The organism is Epibacterium sp. HA2-3 (assembly GCF_055693725.2).
In genome coordinates, this window is the sequence record NZ_CM172490.1 from 1,147,894 (window position 1) to 1,163,049 (window position 15,156).

Below are 15,156 nucleotides of genomic sequence, written 5' to 3' on the forward strand. Positions count from 1 at the left end.
AGGCGCCCGTCACTGGTGCTCCTTACTGGGGTCCGTCATTGGAGCCGTCACTGGAGACTGCGCGGACGGAGTGCAAATAGGGATGACCGAGACGACCGGGGCGATGCGACAGGTTTGCCGGGAACCCTGGGGGACGACGTCGGGGGACGACTTCCTGCCGACGCAAGAGGATCGCTGCATTGATCCCTTGGCAAGCGCGGGCATGGACTTTAGGTATTCCGGCAATACGAATGTGACAGGAGGGCCTCATGGCCGAGATCAAGGATCCCGAAAACACCATCATCATCGAGCTGAAAGATGGCAATGTGGTCATCGAACTGCTGCCGGATGTGGCACCGATGCATTGCGACCGCATGAAGGAGCTCGCACGTGAAGGTCAGTATGACAACGTGGCCTTTCACCGGGTGATCGACGGCTTCATGGCGCAGACCGGCGACGTGCAGCACGGCGATATGGAAGATGGCTTCAACCTCGGCCGCGCCGGCACCGGTGGCTCCGACAAGAAAGACCTGCCCGCGGAATTCTCTGGCGTGCCCCATGACCGTGGCACCCTGGGCGCGGCGCGGTCGCAGAACCCCAACTCCGCCAACTCGCAGTTCTTTATCAACTTCAAGGACAACCACTTCCTGAACCGCCAGTACACGGTCTATGGCCGCGTCATCGAGGGCATGGAGCATGTGGATGCGATCACCCGTGGCGAGCCGCCAGCAAAGCCTGATCGCATGATCTCCGTGAAGGTGGCCGCCGATGCTTAAGCGTCTGAGCGCACTGGCTCTTTTGGCGGCGTCGCCCGCTTTTGCCACCGGTCTGGAGATCCAGGTCGAGGGCGAGGCCAATGGCACCATCGTGATCGATCTCTTGGAAGACGTGGCGCCGAACCACGTCGAACAGATCGCTGCACTGGCCGCTGAGGGCCAGTATGATGGCGTGGTATTTCACCGCGTGATCCAGGGCTTTATGGCGCAGACCGGTGATGTGCAGAACGGTCGTCTCGGGTCCGACATGCGCTATGCTGGCACCGGCGGCTCGGACCGCCCGGATCTGGCCGCCGAGTTCTCTGACGTGCCGTTCGATCGCGGCGTCGTCGGCATGGCGCGCTCGCAGGATCCCGACAGCGCCAACTCGCAGTTCTTTATCATGTTTGATGAGGGCCACTTCCTGAACGGTCAATACACCGTTGTGGGCCGTGTCACCGAAGGCATGGAGATCGTCGATCAGATCAAACGCGGCCACCCGCGGTCTGGTGCAATCACCGGCAAGCCGGATGTGATGAGCAAGGTCACCGTCACCGAGTAAGGGCGCGGGTCTGTTAAGATAGAGAGGGGCTCTGATACGAGATGTATCAGAGCCCCTCTTTTATTTATCAGGTCTGTTCTTTTAGGGGCGATCAAGTGAAGAGGAAGAAATCTTCGCTCTGCAGATCCTCAACCTCCCAGTCGCGCACAATAATAGTGGTTTGGGCATAGGCGATCCGGACGTCATCGCCATCTTGGCTGAACGTCAGGCCACGCATGCCGCGTGCGCCATGCTGGATCTCGATGACATCATTGCCATTTCCGAAATCCCGGATCACGTGGGCTCCATCGCGGTGCCTGAATACAAATGTATCATCACCCGTGTTGCCGGTCAGACGATCCGTGCCACGGCCAGCGATCAGGGTGTCATGCCCGCTCCCGCCTTTGAGGATGTCCCGTCCAATGCCACCGTTGAGGTCGTCGTTCCCGCTGCCGCCGATCAGGATGTCGCGACCGGTCTGCCCATGGATTCGGTCCTGACCTGCTCCGCCCAAAAGGCGATCATGGCCACTGTAGCCGTTTACAATGTCATTGCCGCCTCCGCTCAGGACCCGGTCGTTGCCGGTGCCCGCGAAGACAAAATCATCGCCTGATCCGAGCTCTGCGACATCATTGCCGGAGGAGAGGTTGAGATTGAGATCCACATTCAGGTCTGACACGAAATCGTCATCCCCGGCCATGTCGGTTTCAAGGACGTTCACGAGATCCCCGAAGCTCTGGAACAAGAGCAAGTCCGTGATTGGAATCCAAACGTCAGATACAGAGATGATCTGATTGCCGTAAAAGCTTACATCAAGACCCGAGACCGAGGAGAGCGCGGCATTCCCATAGATGAAAGAACCATACAGTGTGAAGTTGTACCCCGACCCGACCACGGTAATTTGGTTGGATGTCGACGTTGTGATCTGTGGATTCTCTTCAAACCGCCAAAAGTTGATGAAGCCGTTCAGGGAATAGTTTCCAAACGAAAATTCGATATTCTACACCGCTAAAGTCCTAAATCAATTAAACGTTTCAGTCTGGTCAGGGGCGCTACGGTTAAGACATCGCCCACCAAGAAAAATCGGACCCCGATCCGGGATCCGATCATATCTCTGAGCAAGTAGAAAGTTTTAGTCAACTTTTGCGGGTGCTGCCGCAGCGGGTGCCTTGGACGCCGCTTTGCCGGGGCTGAGCGGGTCATCCTGACGCTGCACGGAGCCCTCAAAGTGGGCGCCGGACTCGATCGCGATGGTCTTGTGGATGATGTCACCCTCGACGCGCGCGGTGGAGGTCAGGCGGACCTTCAGGCCACGCACACGGCCCACGATACGGCCGTTGATGACCACGTCATCGGCGGTGATCTCACCCTTGATGGTAGCGCTTTCACCGATGGTCAGCAGATGCGCGCGGATGTCGCCTTCGACGGTGCCTTCGACCTGGATGTCACCGGTGGTTTTGACATTGCCGGTGATGTGCAGATCCGAGCTCAGCAGCGATGCCGGCGGCTTTGCTTTGGGCGCGGCAGGCTTGCTGTAGTCGCTGGCACCAGAGGATGCGCTGCTCGAAGAAGGCGCCGGGCTGGAGGCCGGGGTTGCCGTTGCGGTATCGGCTTGTTTCGGGCCGGGCTCGTTGATTTTGCTCTTAGAAAACATTTCTCGCAGCCTTGATGTAGATCATGGGGTTTACGGGTTTACCATTGACCCTGACCTCGTAATGGAGGTGGGTCCCGGTGGACCGTCCGGTGTTACCCATATCAGCAATGTGATCCCCGCGCGAGACCCTTTGGCCGACTTTGACGCGCAGGTTGGAATTATGGGCATATCTGGTTTCGATGCCAAAGGCATGTTGGATCTTGACGAGCCTGCCATAGCCCGACTGCCAGCCCGCATGGGTGACAACACCGTCGGCGGTGGCAAAGATGTCGGTGCCGGTGCCGCCTGCAAAATCCGATCCTTTGTGGAGCCTGCGACCACCCGTCTTGGGGTCGCGGCGATAGCCAAAGCCAGAGGTCTGGCGCACCTGGCCGAGGTTCACGGGGACCGAGAAGGGGGCCTGAGCGGCCGCTATCCGATAGAGGTTGAGCTGGCTCATCTGATTAAGAAGCGCATTGGCGCGGATTTCATCGGGGCTTGGCTCTTCGCCACGGGTCGAGAGCGACAAGGGCTCCAGCGGGCCGCCTTCGCCATTATAGCCGCGGCGCACCTGCTCCAGAATACGATCGGGCGGCAGGCCCGCAGAGGAGAACATCTTGTTCAGAGGCTCCACGGAAATCGCCATCGCCTCTTCGAGCTGGCGGAAGATCTGATCGTTGCGCTGTGCGCTGAGGCGCAGTTCCAGCTCCAGATCATCACGCTGTGCAAGGGCGGATTGGGCATTGGATTCGATCTTGTCGCGCTCGGCAGCGGTTTCCGCCAGCGCCGTGGTCAGGAATTCGAGCTGCTCTGGCGCGGTTGCCGCGAGCACCTGCTCGGGGCTGTCGGGCGCGGTTTTCTCGCGCAGTTCCAGCACTGTGCGTTTCAAAAGTTCCCGCTCGCTGATGGCCTTGCGCAGGTTCGACTGGATCACGTCGATCCCGGTCTCAAGCTCGCGACGGCGGGTCTCTGAGGCCAGAAGCTCGGACTGCATGGTGGAGATCTGTTCAAGCGCCGCATTAAAGCGATCCTGCGCGGCCAGCGCCTCTTCGGCGCGGCGGTCGCGTTCCGACGAGAGCGCATTCAGGCGTTCCTGATAGACCTGCTGGTCGCGCCGCGCCTGATCACGGAAATTGCCAGAGCCGATGCTGTCCATCAGAACGATGGCGGTGGCAACGATCGACCAAGACACAAACAGCGTCAGCCCTGCGACCGCGACGATCTGGGTCTCGGAGCTCAGGCGTATGAAACGGGTGTCGCTGTCGGATTTGAGAAAGACCCGGCGCTCGGGGAACCGACGCTCAAGGAACGCATGAAACCGTAAGAAAAGTCTGCCGCGCAAAGCCTGCTATCCTCATTCCACCCCTGTGAGGTTGCGCCTCTCCTGCTGTTGGGAGCTTGTGGGCAACCTACCTTGGCCGAATGGAATAGCCAGACTGTGGCCATTCAGCAACCCTGTTCCGCGACACCGGCTGATTTGGGGCGCAATTCCTTGGCCTTGGGCAAAAAACTGCCGATATGAGCCGGTTTGGCATTGCGCCGGGCCTTCTTGCGCCGGGCCCGGCCAGTTCAGCGCGCGTAGGCCGGGGCCTCGCCATCCGCGAGCGGCCAGTAGAAATCGGGCGGCAGCCCGGCATCGGCGCGTTTTTCCTCGTTGAAGGGAGGCTTCAGGGCGCCGTGGAAATACTTTTGCACCAGGGCGTGAAACTCGGCCTTGGGGTCGAGATTGTCGCGCCCGCAGAGAAAATTGAACCACTTCGCACCATAGGCCACATGTCCGACTTCCTCGGCATAGATGATCTCGAGCGCGTCGAGCGCCTGCTGCACGCCGGCCTTGCGAAAAAGCGCGATCATGCCGGGGGTGACATCAAGCCCGCGCGCCTCGAGCACCATCGGCACCACCGCCAGACGTCCCATCAGATCATCCACCGTATCCTCGGCCGCGCGCCACATGCCCGCATGGGCTGGTAGCGCGCCGTAATGGCTGCCTAGGCTCTCGAGGCAGTCGCACATCAGGTTGAAATGTTTGGATTCTTCATCCGCCGATTTCACCCAGTCATCGTAAAAGCCAAGCGGCATCGGGATATGGGTGAAGCGGGCGATGATGTCCCAATGGAGGTCAACCGCGTTGAGCTCGATATGCGCAACCGCATGCAGGAGCGCGATTCGACCCTGTGGCGAGCCGGGTTTGCGCTTGGGCACATCGCGGGGGTGCAAAAGTGCGGGCTCGGCCGGGCGGGCCGGGTGCAGGGGCGGGGTTGCATGGCCTATGTCGATCTCAGGCCCGTCGCCGGACCGCGCGGCCCGCCAGGCCGCCGCATAGTGATGCGAGAGCGCGGTTTTTTCACGCCCATCGGCGCAGTTCAGCACGTTGGTGGCCATTTGGGCGAGGGAAAGGGGGCTTTGGGTCATGGCGTCTTTGTCTTGAGGCGCGGGGTGCCCGTGGGACGGGCAGGGGCGCGGGTGTGGGCAATCGTGATGGGCGATCGGGGTGGGCGATCTTTTGCAGGCGGGTATGCCGCGCTTGGGGCAAGCCTTGCAAGTTAGGAGTGGCTTTTGTGTGACGCGCGGGCTCTTCGGTGCGGTCGTCTCGTGGCGTCTGGCCCGCAGCGTTACCGGTGGAATGTTGTCGCTCGGATCACGCGGAGTATGGCGGCGAAACTGAGCGAGGCGCCATGGTTATTACCGCTCGGGTCAGCGCGAACTTTCCGAGGGCTTGCGCTTTGCCATGCAAATCGCCGGGGGCGGGGCCGCGCCTTTGGCGCGGCCCCGCCCGGCCCAACGCTTTTCGGGGTGGCTTTGCCACATCTTTGAAAAGGGGCGGGAGGGCCTCCGTCCGAGCGAAAGGGGCGAGCGTGACCCCGCTAAGCCCCTCTCCTGAGCCCAGAGCCTGAGCTCCTCTCCTGAGCCCCCCGGCCTGAGGCCGCGCCGTCGGTCCTCAGAGCTCTTCGACGGCTTCCAGAACCTCTTCGACATGGCCGGGCACTTTGACCTTGCGCCAGATCCGGGCGATCTTTCCGTCGCGGTCGATCACGAAGGTCGAGCGCTCGATCCCCATGCTTTTGCGGCCATACATGTTCTTTTCCACCCAGACGCCATAGTCCTCGCACATGGTGCTTTCGGCATCCGACAACAGCGGCACGGTGAGCCCATGTTTGGCGACAAATTTGTCGTGTTTGGCCACGGTGTCGCGCGAGATGCCATAGACTGCGGCGCCTGCATCGGCAAAGGCTTGCAAGTGTTCGGAAAATCCAATGGATTCCTTGGTGCAACCCGGCGTATCATCGCGGGGATAGAAAAACAAAACAACGACCTGACCCTTCAGGTCCGAAAGGGAAACTTCACCGCCGCCATCGCGCGGCAGGGTGAACGCGGGGGCGAGGTCAGAGGGTTCGAGCATGTGTTGGGTCTCCTCAAGGGTTCGCGCAAGTTTAATTGTACCTGCGGGCCATATATAGATCATGTCGGACAAAGGAAAACCATATATCGTGGCCGCGCCACCAGAGCCTGCGTCCGAAGCGGGCGGCAACCGGGTGCAGGAGACTGGCGCGGGCGCGTCCGACATGGGCCAGAACACGGCACAGCCCCGGCGAAACCGGTGGCGCCGCCGCCTTTGGAAAAGCACGGTCTGGACCCTGGCGCTTTTGGCGGGGTTGACGGTCGCGGCCTGGGTGCTGCTCGACAAGCGGCTGGATGCGCCCGAGTGGCTGCGCAGCGAGGCCGAGCGGCGCATCGAGCGCCATTTGGGCGGGCTTCAGATTGAGTTTGGTGAAATCGAGCTGGTGGTGCGCCGGGGCTGGCGGCCGCGTCTGTCGCTGCGCGATGTGACGCTGTTTTATCCTGACGGCAGCCCGGCTGTGCATCTGGAGGACGCGCAGGCGGCCCTGGCGATGCGGCCCTTGCTGCGCGGGCAGCTCCGGCCCAAGCTGATTTCCTTGTCGGGGCTGTTTGCCACCCTGGAAACCGGCAGCGACGGGGCGGTGGCGCTCAGTTTTTCGGATGGGGCGGCGCCGCTGCGGCAAGCGCGCAACCTGCCGCAACTCATCGAGGCCTGGGACCGTCAGCTGGAACTGCCGATCCTGTCGGCGGTGACGCAGGTGGAAACGCAGGCGGTGACGCTCAATTATATCGACCGTCGGATCGACCGCGCCTGGACGCTGGATGGCGGCGCGGTTCTGTTGTCGCGCAAGGGCGATCGTGTCAGCATCGACGCGGGTTTCTCGGTGCTCAGCGGGCGCGAGTATGCCAGCACCGTGGAGGCCAACTACCAATCCGACATCGGGGATACCGCAGCGGAATTTGCGGTGGTGGTGGATCAGGTGCCCAGCAGTGACATCGCCAGCCAGAGCCCGGCCTTTGGCTGGCTGGATGTGCTGCGTGCACCCATTTCAGGCGCGCTGCGTGGTGCGGTCGACAGCGAGGGCGCGTTGCGTCCGCTCAATGCGAGCCTGCAGGTGGGGCGCGGTGTGATCCAGCCCAATGACCAGCTCAAACCCATCCCCCTGCAATCGGCCGAGAGCTATTTCACCTTTGATCCTGCGCGTCAGGAGCTGGCCTTTTCGCGCCTCTCGGTGGAGAGCGGCTGGATCAGTGGCCAGATGGAAGGCCGCGCCGAGCTGGTGGGCGTGCGCGACGGGCGGCTGACGCAGCTTGTGGGCCAGCTGAGCTTTTCCGATCTCAAGCTCAACCCGCTGCGTCTCTATCCTGAACCTCTGGCGTTCTCCGGGGTGCAGGCCGATTTCCTCATGGAGCTGCAACCCTTCCGGCTGCGCCTTGGCGAGGCGCTGGTGCAGCAGGGCGAGACCGACGTGCTGTTGCGTGGCGACGTGCGCGCGGGCGAAACAGGCTGGCACTATGATCTCCAAGGCGCGGCGGATCGGCTTGATGTGGCGGTGGTCAAGGAAATGTGGCCGCCCTCCGCCCCGCCAAAGCCGCGGGCGTGGTTTACAGAGAACGTGCTCGCCGGAGACATCCACGACGTGCAGTTTGCCCTGCGCGGACGCGATGGGCAAAAGCCCTTTGTGGCGCTGGATCTTGGATTTCTGAACGGCGAGGTGCGGTTCAACAAGTTCTATCCGCCGCTGACCCAAGCGGCGGGTCAGCTCAGTATCTATGGCCGGCGCCTAGTGGTGACGGCCACCGAGGGCGGCGTGGACGCGGATCTAGGCGGGCGGATGAATGTGGCAGGGACTTCTTTCATCATCCCGGATACGTCGCTCAAGGGCGACAACAGCCTTGGGATCCTGCGCGCCGAACTCGCGGGGCCCGCGCTGGCGGCGCTGTCGCTTCTGGACCGCGAGCCCCTGTCGATCCTGAGCAAGGTGAACCTTCCGGTGGCGCTTGGCACGGGCGAGGTGGACCTGAGCGCAACCGCTGCGATGCCGCTCAAGAAAGGGGTCAACGTCGCGGAGATTGACTATCACTACGCTGGCCAAATCAAGCAGGCCCGCAGTGAGGTCCTGGTGCCGGGCTATCCGATCGAGTCCGAGGCGTTGCAGATCTCGGGGGACAATCACCATGTCACGGTGGCGGGGCCCGGCCTTTTTGCCGGTGTTCCAATCGAGGCGCGCTGGCGTCAGGGTATCCGCCCCGGAAATGCACCCGATGGCACCATCGAGGCGGAGATGGAACTCTCGCCGCGCACCTTGGCGGCGCTCAACATCGGGCTCCCTGAGGGCATGGTGCGCGGGCAGGGGCAGGCGCAGGTCGAGGTGGTTCTGCCCCCCGGCGAGCCGGTCGCGCTCTCGGTGCAAAGCGATCTTCGCGGCATTGGCCTGTCGCTGCCCGAGGTAGGCTGGCGCAAGGCCGAAAACAGCAGCGGCAGACTGTCGTTTGAAACAGTGCTGAAGGACACGCCCTCGATCGAGAGTTTTACCCTCGAGGCCAATGGCTTGCGCGCGGCCGGGCGGATCACGGTAAAGCCGGATGGCGGGCTGGATCAGGCGCAGTTCTCGGCCGTGTCGCTTGGAAACTGGCTGTCGGGGGCGGTGACATTGCGCGGGCGGGGCGACGCGACCCCTGCGCTGTCGATGACCGGGGGCTGGATCGACCTTGAGCGCGCGCCCTTTGACAGCCGCGCGGAGGGCGGCTCTGGCGGTGGTGGCAGCAATACGCCGATCTCGCTGGCCATTGATCGGCTGCAAGTCACCAAGGAACTGGCGTTGACGCGCTTTCAGGGGCGGTTTGACACGCTTGGCGGGTTCAACGGGGCCTTCAGCGGCAACCTCAACACGCTCACCCCGGTCGAAGGGGTGGTGGTGCCGCAGTCCGGGGGGCTTGCGATGCGGCTGCGTTCGGCGGATGCGGGCGGGGTCTTTCGTGCGGCGCAGGTGATGCAGAACGGCTATGGCGGCAGTTTCGAGATGACCATGCTGCCCGCTTCCGATCCTGGCGAATATGTCGGCCAGCTCCGCGTGAAGAACATCCGCGTAAAACGTACCCCCGCCATTGCGGCGCTGATCAACGCGCTCAGTCTTGTGGGACTCTTTGATGAGCTGTCGGGGCAGGGCATCCTCTTTACCGCGATGGAGGCCGATTTCCGCCTTGGGTCGCGCTATCTCACGCTGGTGAAGTCCTCGGCGGTGGGGCCGTCGATGGGGATTTCGCTCGATGGGGTCTATGACCTCAGCACCAGCCAGATGAACATGCGCGGGGTGCTCTCGCCGATCTATCTGGTCAACGCCATTGGCAGTGTGCTGACACGCAAGGGCGAAGGGTTGTTTGGATTCTCGTTCACCCTGAAGGGCAAGGCCGAGGACCCGGTGGTGTCGGTGAACCCGCTTTCTGGCATCGCGCCGGGGTTCCTGCGCGAGATCTTTCGCGGCGAGGCGCCACGGGCGCCCGGGGCGGCCCCCTTGCCGGAGGACGAGCAGAACCAGACCGCCGAAGAGCTGCGCGAAGAACGCGAGCGCCGCCGCGAGTCCCGCTAGGCAGTCTGTGCAGGGCAAAGATCGCGTCACGCGCGCCGATGCCCCATGGACTTTTGCGCAGGCGCGCAGTATCGCGCGGCCCAAGATGAAATCGGCGGTGCAAGAGCCTGCGCGGACGGTGCAACAGGTGGCACGACGAACGGCAATCCGCCGGCAAGACAGACGACATCCCAAGCGGCGACGCAGTTGGTGAAACAGACGGTGAGCAGACCATGACAGAGTCCTTGAAACTGGGCGATTTTGATTTTGACCTGCCAGAAGAGCTGATCGCGACACGCCCTGCCGTGCCACGCTCTTCGGCGCGTCTTCTGGTGGCAGAGCAGGACCGGATTTCGGACGGTCGCGTCACCGACCTTTTGGACTGGCTGGCACCGGGGGATCGGCTGGTGCTCAATGACACCCGCGTGATCCCTGCGCGTCTCAGCGGTCAGCGCCACCGCAACTCGGCGCAGGGACCGGTCTCGGCACGCATCGAGGTAACGCTTCTGGAGCCGCAGGCCGATGGCAGCTGGGCGGGTCTCCTGAAGCCGCTGAAAAAGATCAAGATCGGCGAGACCCTGCGGTTCTCCGATGCGCTTTCGGCCGAGCTTGTCGATGTGGTCGATGGTCAGGGACGGCTTCGGTTCAACCTCGCGGGCGATGATTTTGATGCGGCGCTGGCAGAGGCGGGCGCGATGCCCCTGCCGCCCTATATCGCCGCCAAACGCCCTGCCGACGAGCAGGACAAGACTGACTATCAAACCGTCTGGGCGCGCAATTCCGGCGCGGTGGCGGCGCCCACCGCGAGCCTTCACTTTGACGAACCTCTCCTGAAAGCGCTGTCCGAGAAGGGCGTGACCTTTACCTATGTGACCCTGCATGTGGGCGCGGGCACCTTCCTGCCCGTGAAGGTCGAGGATGTGACCACCCACAAGATGCACGCCGAATGGGGCCAAGTGACGCCGGAGGCCGCCGCCGAGATTGCAGCCACCAAGGCCGCAGGCAATCGGGTGATCCCCGTGGGCACCACGGCGCTGCGCCTGATCGAAAGCGCGGCACGCGAAAGCGGCGCCATCACACCCTGGGAAGGCGAGACGGACATTTTTATCTATCCGGGTTTCGAGTTCCGGGTGGCCGATGCGTTGATGACGAATTTTCATCTGCCAAAATCGACCCTGATGATGCTGGTCTCTGCCCTGATGGGGCAGGACCGCATCCGCGCGATCTATGCGCATGCGGTAAAGGAGCGGTATCGCTTCTTTTCCTACGGGGATGCCTCGCTGCTCATTCCCTGATCGCGGCCCGTTGACGGCGCTGTGTCGGGGACCGGCAAGGGGTTGACCCATGTTGTCACTGTGCGAAAGGTCGCCCTAAGACCGCCCCGAGTCGGAATTGCCGGGTCAGGGCACCCTGAATGAGAGCATAACCAGACCCTTGGGGTGTGCTGGGGCTTATGGCCCTTTGCCCCTCTGACAGCCCACCGCGGCCTCGGGCCGGTTTTACTGAAAATACTTCCCGTATGCCGCTGTGCTGCGGGCTCCTCACGGACCGAAGGAGAACACGTCATGCTGCAAGTTCTGTCGAGCGCCTGGGCGCTTTTGCTGGGCATTGGCCTTTTGATGCTGGGCAACGGCCTGCAAGGCACGCTGCTGGGTGTGCGCGGTGGCATCGAGGGCTATTCCGCGCTCACCATGTCGCTGGTGATGTCCACCTATTTTGTGGGCTTGCTCCTGGGGTCTTGGGTGGCGCCGGGGATGATCCGGCGTGTGGGCCATGTGCGGGTCTTTGCGGCGCTGGCCTCGCTTATTTCGGCGGTGATGGTGATCTATCCCGCGCTGCCCAACCCGATTGTCTGGATGCTGGGCCGTCTGGTCGTGGGGTTCTGCTTTTCTGGCGTGTATGTCACCGCCGAAAGCTGGCTCAACAATGCGGCTGACAACCAGAACCGAGGCAAGGCGCTCTCTCTCTATATGGTCGTGATGACGCTGGGGCTGGTGGCCGCACAGGGTTTCATCCTGATTGGGGACCCGGCGGGCTATCTGCCGTTTGTGATCGCCTCCATCGCGGTTTCGATCTCCTTCGCCCCGATTTTGCTGTCGATTTCGCCGACCCCCGCCTTTGATACGGCCAAGCGCATGACGCTTCGCGAATTGATGCATGCCTCGCCCCTTGGGTGTGTGGGGATGTTCCTCATTGGCGGCGTGTTCTCGGCGCAGTTTGGTATGTCTGCGGTCTATGCCACCGAGGCTGGGATGGAGCTGCATCAGGTTTCGCTCTTTGCGGCGAGCTTCTATGTCGGTGCGCTCTTTATGCAGTTCCCGCTGGGGCTGCTGTCGGACCGGATGGATCGACGGGTGCTGATCATGATCGTGGCAGGGGTCGCCGGGGTGACCTCGGTGCTGGCGATGCTGCTTGGGGGCACGTTCAGCCTGCTTCTGCTGGCCGCCTTTGTGATCGGCGGGCTGATCAACCCGCTCTATTCCTTGCTGCTGGCCCACACCAATGACTTTCTCGATCACGACGATATGGCCTCTGCCTCGGGCGGGCTGATCTTTATCAATGGGCTTGGCGCCTGTAGCGGGCCGGTCATCATCGGCTGGCTGATGTCGGACGCGATGTTCGGACCCAACGGGTTCTTCCTCTTCATGGCGATATTGCTGGGCGTGCTGGTTCTTTATGCCGGGTATCGCGCAACGCAGCGTGCGACCATTCCAGTCGAAGAGACCGGTGTCATGCCCGCCATGAGCCCGACTGCGACCTCGGTCGCGGTAGAGGTGGCGCAGGAATACGCCATCGAAACCGAGCTCGAAGAGCAAGACAGCGCCACAGCCACGGGCTGACGGCAATAACCTGCTGAAAAATTGGCCATCTCTTCACAAAAGTGACGGAGGTGGCCTTTTTTGTAACGTAACGTCACTTGTGCTTGGGGGGTGAATCAGGCTTTTGATGGGTGTGTGGAAAACGTTTTACAGCCGGTGGAGAGAAACCAATGGCAGCCCCTGAAGAGATCCTGAAATTCTGGCTCGATGAGGTCGGAGAATCAGGGTGGTACCGTCAAGATGATGCGTTGGATGCTGAAATCCGCAAGCGGTTCGAGCAGGCCTGGATCAACGCCTGCGAAGGCAGCTACTCGCTCTGGCTCACCTATCCCAGCGGCACCTTGGCGTATATCATCCTCACCGATCAGTTCCCGCGCAACATGTTCCGTGGTCAGGGCAAAGCCTTTGAATCAGACCATATCGCGCTGGCGGTGGCCAAGGCTGCGGTGGATCGCAAATGGGATCTCAAGATCAACGAACCCGCGCGGCAATTCTTTTACCTGCCGATGATGCACTCCGAGAGCCTCTGTGATCAGGAACGCTGCGTGCGGCTGATCCACGAACGGCTCGACAAGACGGGCGCGCAGAACCTCCTGCATGCGCGCGCGCACCGCGAGGTGATCCGTCTCTTTGGCCGCTTCCCCTATCGCAATGATGCGCTCGCGCGTCACAGCACCGCCCCCGAACGCGACTATGTAAGCGCGGGCGGCTATGGCTCTACCGTGCGAGAGCTGCAGGCCTACGCCTGACAGGCACCTGACTAAGTGACCAAGGGCCCTGTCGATTGCCACGGCGGGGCCTTTTTCATGTGGCGCGCGGGGTCTGAGACACGCGCAAGACGTTGCCACGCGCGCGGAAAGGATGGGATTTTTGGTTGAACCTGTAGGCTTGCTTGTTAGGGTCAGAGGGTCTTTGCCGCCGCCACAGCAGGGGCAGGGCGGCGCGCCCGCTTCGACAGTTGCGGCGTGTGAGAAATTAGTTTAACGGTAAACTAGTTTTTGGATCTTAGTTCATGAGGGAACACAATGGCCGCAGCATCCTATGACGTGATCGTAATCGGCGCAGGCCCCGGTGGCTATGTTGCCGCGATCCGCGCTTCGCAACTTGGGCTCAAGACCTGCGTGGTTGAGCGCGAGCACCTGGGCGGCATCTGCCTCAACTGGGGCTGTATCCCCACCAAGGCGCTGTTGCGGTCCTCGGAAGTGTTTCACCTGATGGAGCGGGCCAAGGATTTTGGTCTCAAGGCCGAGAACATCGGGTATGATCTGGGCGCGGTGGTGAAACGCTCGCGCGGGGTGGCCAAGCAGCTCTCGTCCGGGGTCAAAGGTCTGCTGAAGAAGCACAAGATCGACGTCATCATGGGCGAAGCCACACTCCCCGCAAAGGGGAAGGTCGCGGTCAAGACCGACAAGGGCTCCGAAGAGCTGACGGGCAAGAATATCATTCTCGCCACCGGCGCACGGGCGCGTGAACTGCCCGGCCTCGAGGCGGATGGCGATCTGGTCTGGACCTACAAGCACGCCCTTGATCCCAAGCGCATGCCCAAGAAACTGCTGGTCATCGGATCCGGCGCGATCGGCATCGAATTTGCGAGCTTCTACAACACCTTGGGCGCGGATACGACCGTCGTTGAAGTGATGGATCGGGTGCTTCCCGTCGAGGACGAGGAAATCTCCAAATTCGCCAAGAAGGCCTTTGAAAAGCAGGGCATGAAGATCATGCAAAAGGCGATGGTCAAGCAGCTTGATCGCGCCTCTGGCAAGGTCACGGCGCATATCGAGGTGGGCGGCAAGGTCGAAAAACACGAGTTTGACACCGTGATTTCCGCGGTGGGGATCGTCGGCAACGTCGAGGGGCTCGGGCTTGAGGGGCTGGGCGTCAAGATTGACCGCACCCATGTGATCACCGATGAGTATTGCCGCACGGGTGTCGACGGGCTCTATGCCATTGGCGACATCGCGGGTGCCCCCTGGCTTGCGCACAAGGCGAGCCACGAGGGCGTCATGGTGGCCGAGCTGATCGCGGGCAAACATGCGCATCCGGTGAAGCCCGAAAGCATCGCGGGCTGCACCTATTGTCACCCGCAGGTGGCCTCCGTGGGCTATACCGAAGCCAAGGCCAAGGAGCTGGGCTACAAGGTCAAAGTGGGCCGTTTCCCCTTTATCGGCAATGGCAAGGCGATCGCGCTCGGAGAGCCCGAGGGCCTGATCAAGACCGTCTTTGACGAGAAAACCGGCGAGCTGTTGGGCGCGCATATGATCGGCGCCGAGGTCACCGAACTGATCCAGGGCTATGTGGTCGGGCGCCAGCTGGAAACCACAGAAGAAGACCTGATGAATACGGTCTTCCCGCATCCGACCCTGTCTGAGATGATGCACGAAAGCGTGCTGGACGCCTTTGACCGGGTGATCCACATCTGATTTCGCCAGCATATGTTTGATGAAAGGCCGGGTCTCATGCCCGGCCTTTTTTGTGGGGTTTGTGTGGGTACAAAATAGCGCGTTATCGATCTGGCGCCCCG

The 15,156-nt window shown here is 61.9% G+C and carries 12 protein-coding genes; 7 read left to right on the plus strand and 5 right to left on the minus strand.

Annotated features, from left to right (window positions below; translation table 11 throughout):
- Positions 1-248 precede the first annotated feature (248 nt).
- Complete coding sequence (locus ACZ1HH_RS05315) at positions 249-755, plus strand: peptidylprolyl isomerase (protein ID WP_011538425.1); 507 nt, start codon at positions 249-251, stop codon at positions 753-755.
- Positions 748-1,296, plus strand: coding sequence for a peptidylprolyl isomerase (locus tag ACZ1HH_RS05320; RefSeq protein WP_472636067.1), 549 nt, complete (start codon positions 748-750; stop codon positions 1,294-1,296). Before ACZ1HH_RS05315 ends, ACZ1HH_RS05320 begins: the two co-directional genes overlap by 8 nt.
- Positions 1,297-1,387: 91 nt before the next feature.
- Here ACZ1HH_RS05320 and ACZ1HH_RS05325 read toward each other — a convergent pair whose 3' ends face one another.
- The 5 genes from ACZ1HH_RS05325 to ACZ1HH_RS05345 all read right to left on the minus strand — a co-directional run bounded on the left by ACZ1HH_RS05325 (position 1,388) and on the right by ACZ1HH_RS05345 (position 6,308).
- Positions 1,388-2,020, minus strand: a complete 633-nt coding sequence (locus ACZ1HH_RS05325; RefSeq protein WP_472636068.1) for a calcium-binding protein — start codon at positions 2,018-2,020, stop codon at positions 1,388-1,390.
- Positions 2,021-2,407: 387 nt separating this feature from the next.
- Complete coding sequence (locus ACZ1HH_RS05330) at positions 2,408-2,929, minus strand: bactofilin family protein (RefSeq protein ID WP_011538428.1); 522 nt, start codon at positions 2,927-2,929, stop codon at positions 2,408-2,410.
- Positions 2,919-4,250 carry a DUF5930 domain-containing protein gene (locus ACZ1HH_RS05335; RefSeq protein ID WP_472636069.1) on the minus strand — a complete coding sequence of 444 codons (1,332 nt, stop codon included), beginning with the start codon at positions 4,248-4,250 and terminating at the stop codon, positions 2,919-2,921. Before ACZ1HH_RS05335 ends, ACZ1HH_RS05330 begins: the two co-directional genes overlap by 11 nt.
- Before the next feature lie 227 nt (positions 4,251-4,477).
- Entirely contained in the window at positions 4,478-5,320 is an 843-nt protein-coding gene (locus ACZ1HH_RS05340; RefSeq protein WP_472636070.1) for a ferritin-like domain-containing protein, read from the minus strand.
- Between the two features lie 526 nt (positions 5,321-5,846).
- The gene (locus ACZ1HH_RS05345) at positions 5,847-6,308 is read right to left on the minus strand and encodes a peroxiredoxin (protein ID WP_472636071.1); all 462 of its coding nucleotides are present in this window, start codon (positions 6,306-6,308) and stop codon (positions 5,847-5,849) included.
- Positions 6,309-6,369: 61 nt separating this feature from the next.
- Between ACZ1HH_RS05345 and ACZ1HH_RS05350 the strand changes: the two genes are divergently transcribed.
- From ACZ1HH_RS05350 to lpdA, 5 genes are all read left to right on the plus strand, one after another.
- A complete protein-coding gene (locus tag ACZ1HH_RS05350) occupies positions 6,370-9,837 on the plus strand; it encodes a YhdP family protein (protein WP_487320417.1) in 3,468 nt (1,155 codons plus the stop codon).
- A gap of 224 nt (positions 9,838-10,061) precedes the next feature.
- On the plus strand, positions 10,062-11,111 hold the full coding sequence (gene queA / locus ACZ1HH_RS05355; RefSeq protein WP_011538433.1) for a tRNA preQ1(34) S-adenosylmethionine ribosyltransferase-isomerase QueA: 1,050 nt from the start codon (positions 10,062-10,064) through the stop codon (positions 11,109-11,111).
- A 270-nt stretch (positions 11,112-11,381) separates the two neighbouring features.
- On the plus strand, positions 11,382-12,656 hold the full coding sequence (locus ACZ1HH_RS05360; protein WP_416368293.1) for an MFS transporter: 1,275 nt from the start codon (positions 11,382-11,384) through the stop codon (positions 12,654-12,656).
- Positions 12,657-12,805: 149 nt separating this feature from the next.
- Entirely contained in the window at positions 12,806-13,384 is a 579-nt protein-coding gene (locus ACZ1HH_RS05365; RefSeq protein ID WP_011538435.1) for a DUF924 family protein, read from the plus strand.
- 276 nt (positions 13,385-13,660) lie between these two features.
- On the plus strand, positions 13,661-15,055 hold the full coding sequence (gene lpdA / locus ACZ1HH_RS05370; RefSeq protein ID WP_168610712.1) for a dihydrolipoyl dehydrogenase: 1,395 nt from the start codon (positions 13,661-13,663) through the stop codon (positions 15,053-15,055).
- The last annotated feature ends 101 nt before the right edge of the window (positions 15,056-15,156 follow it).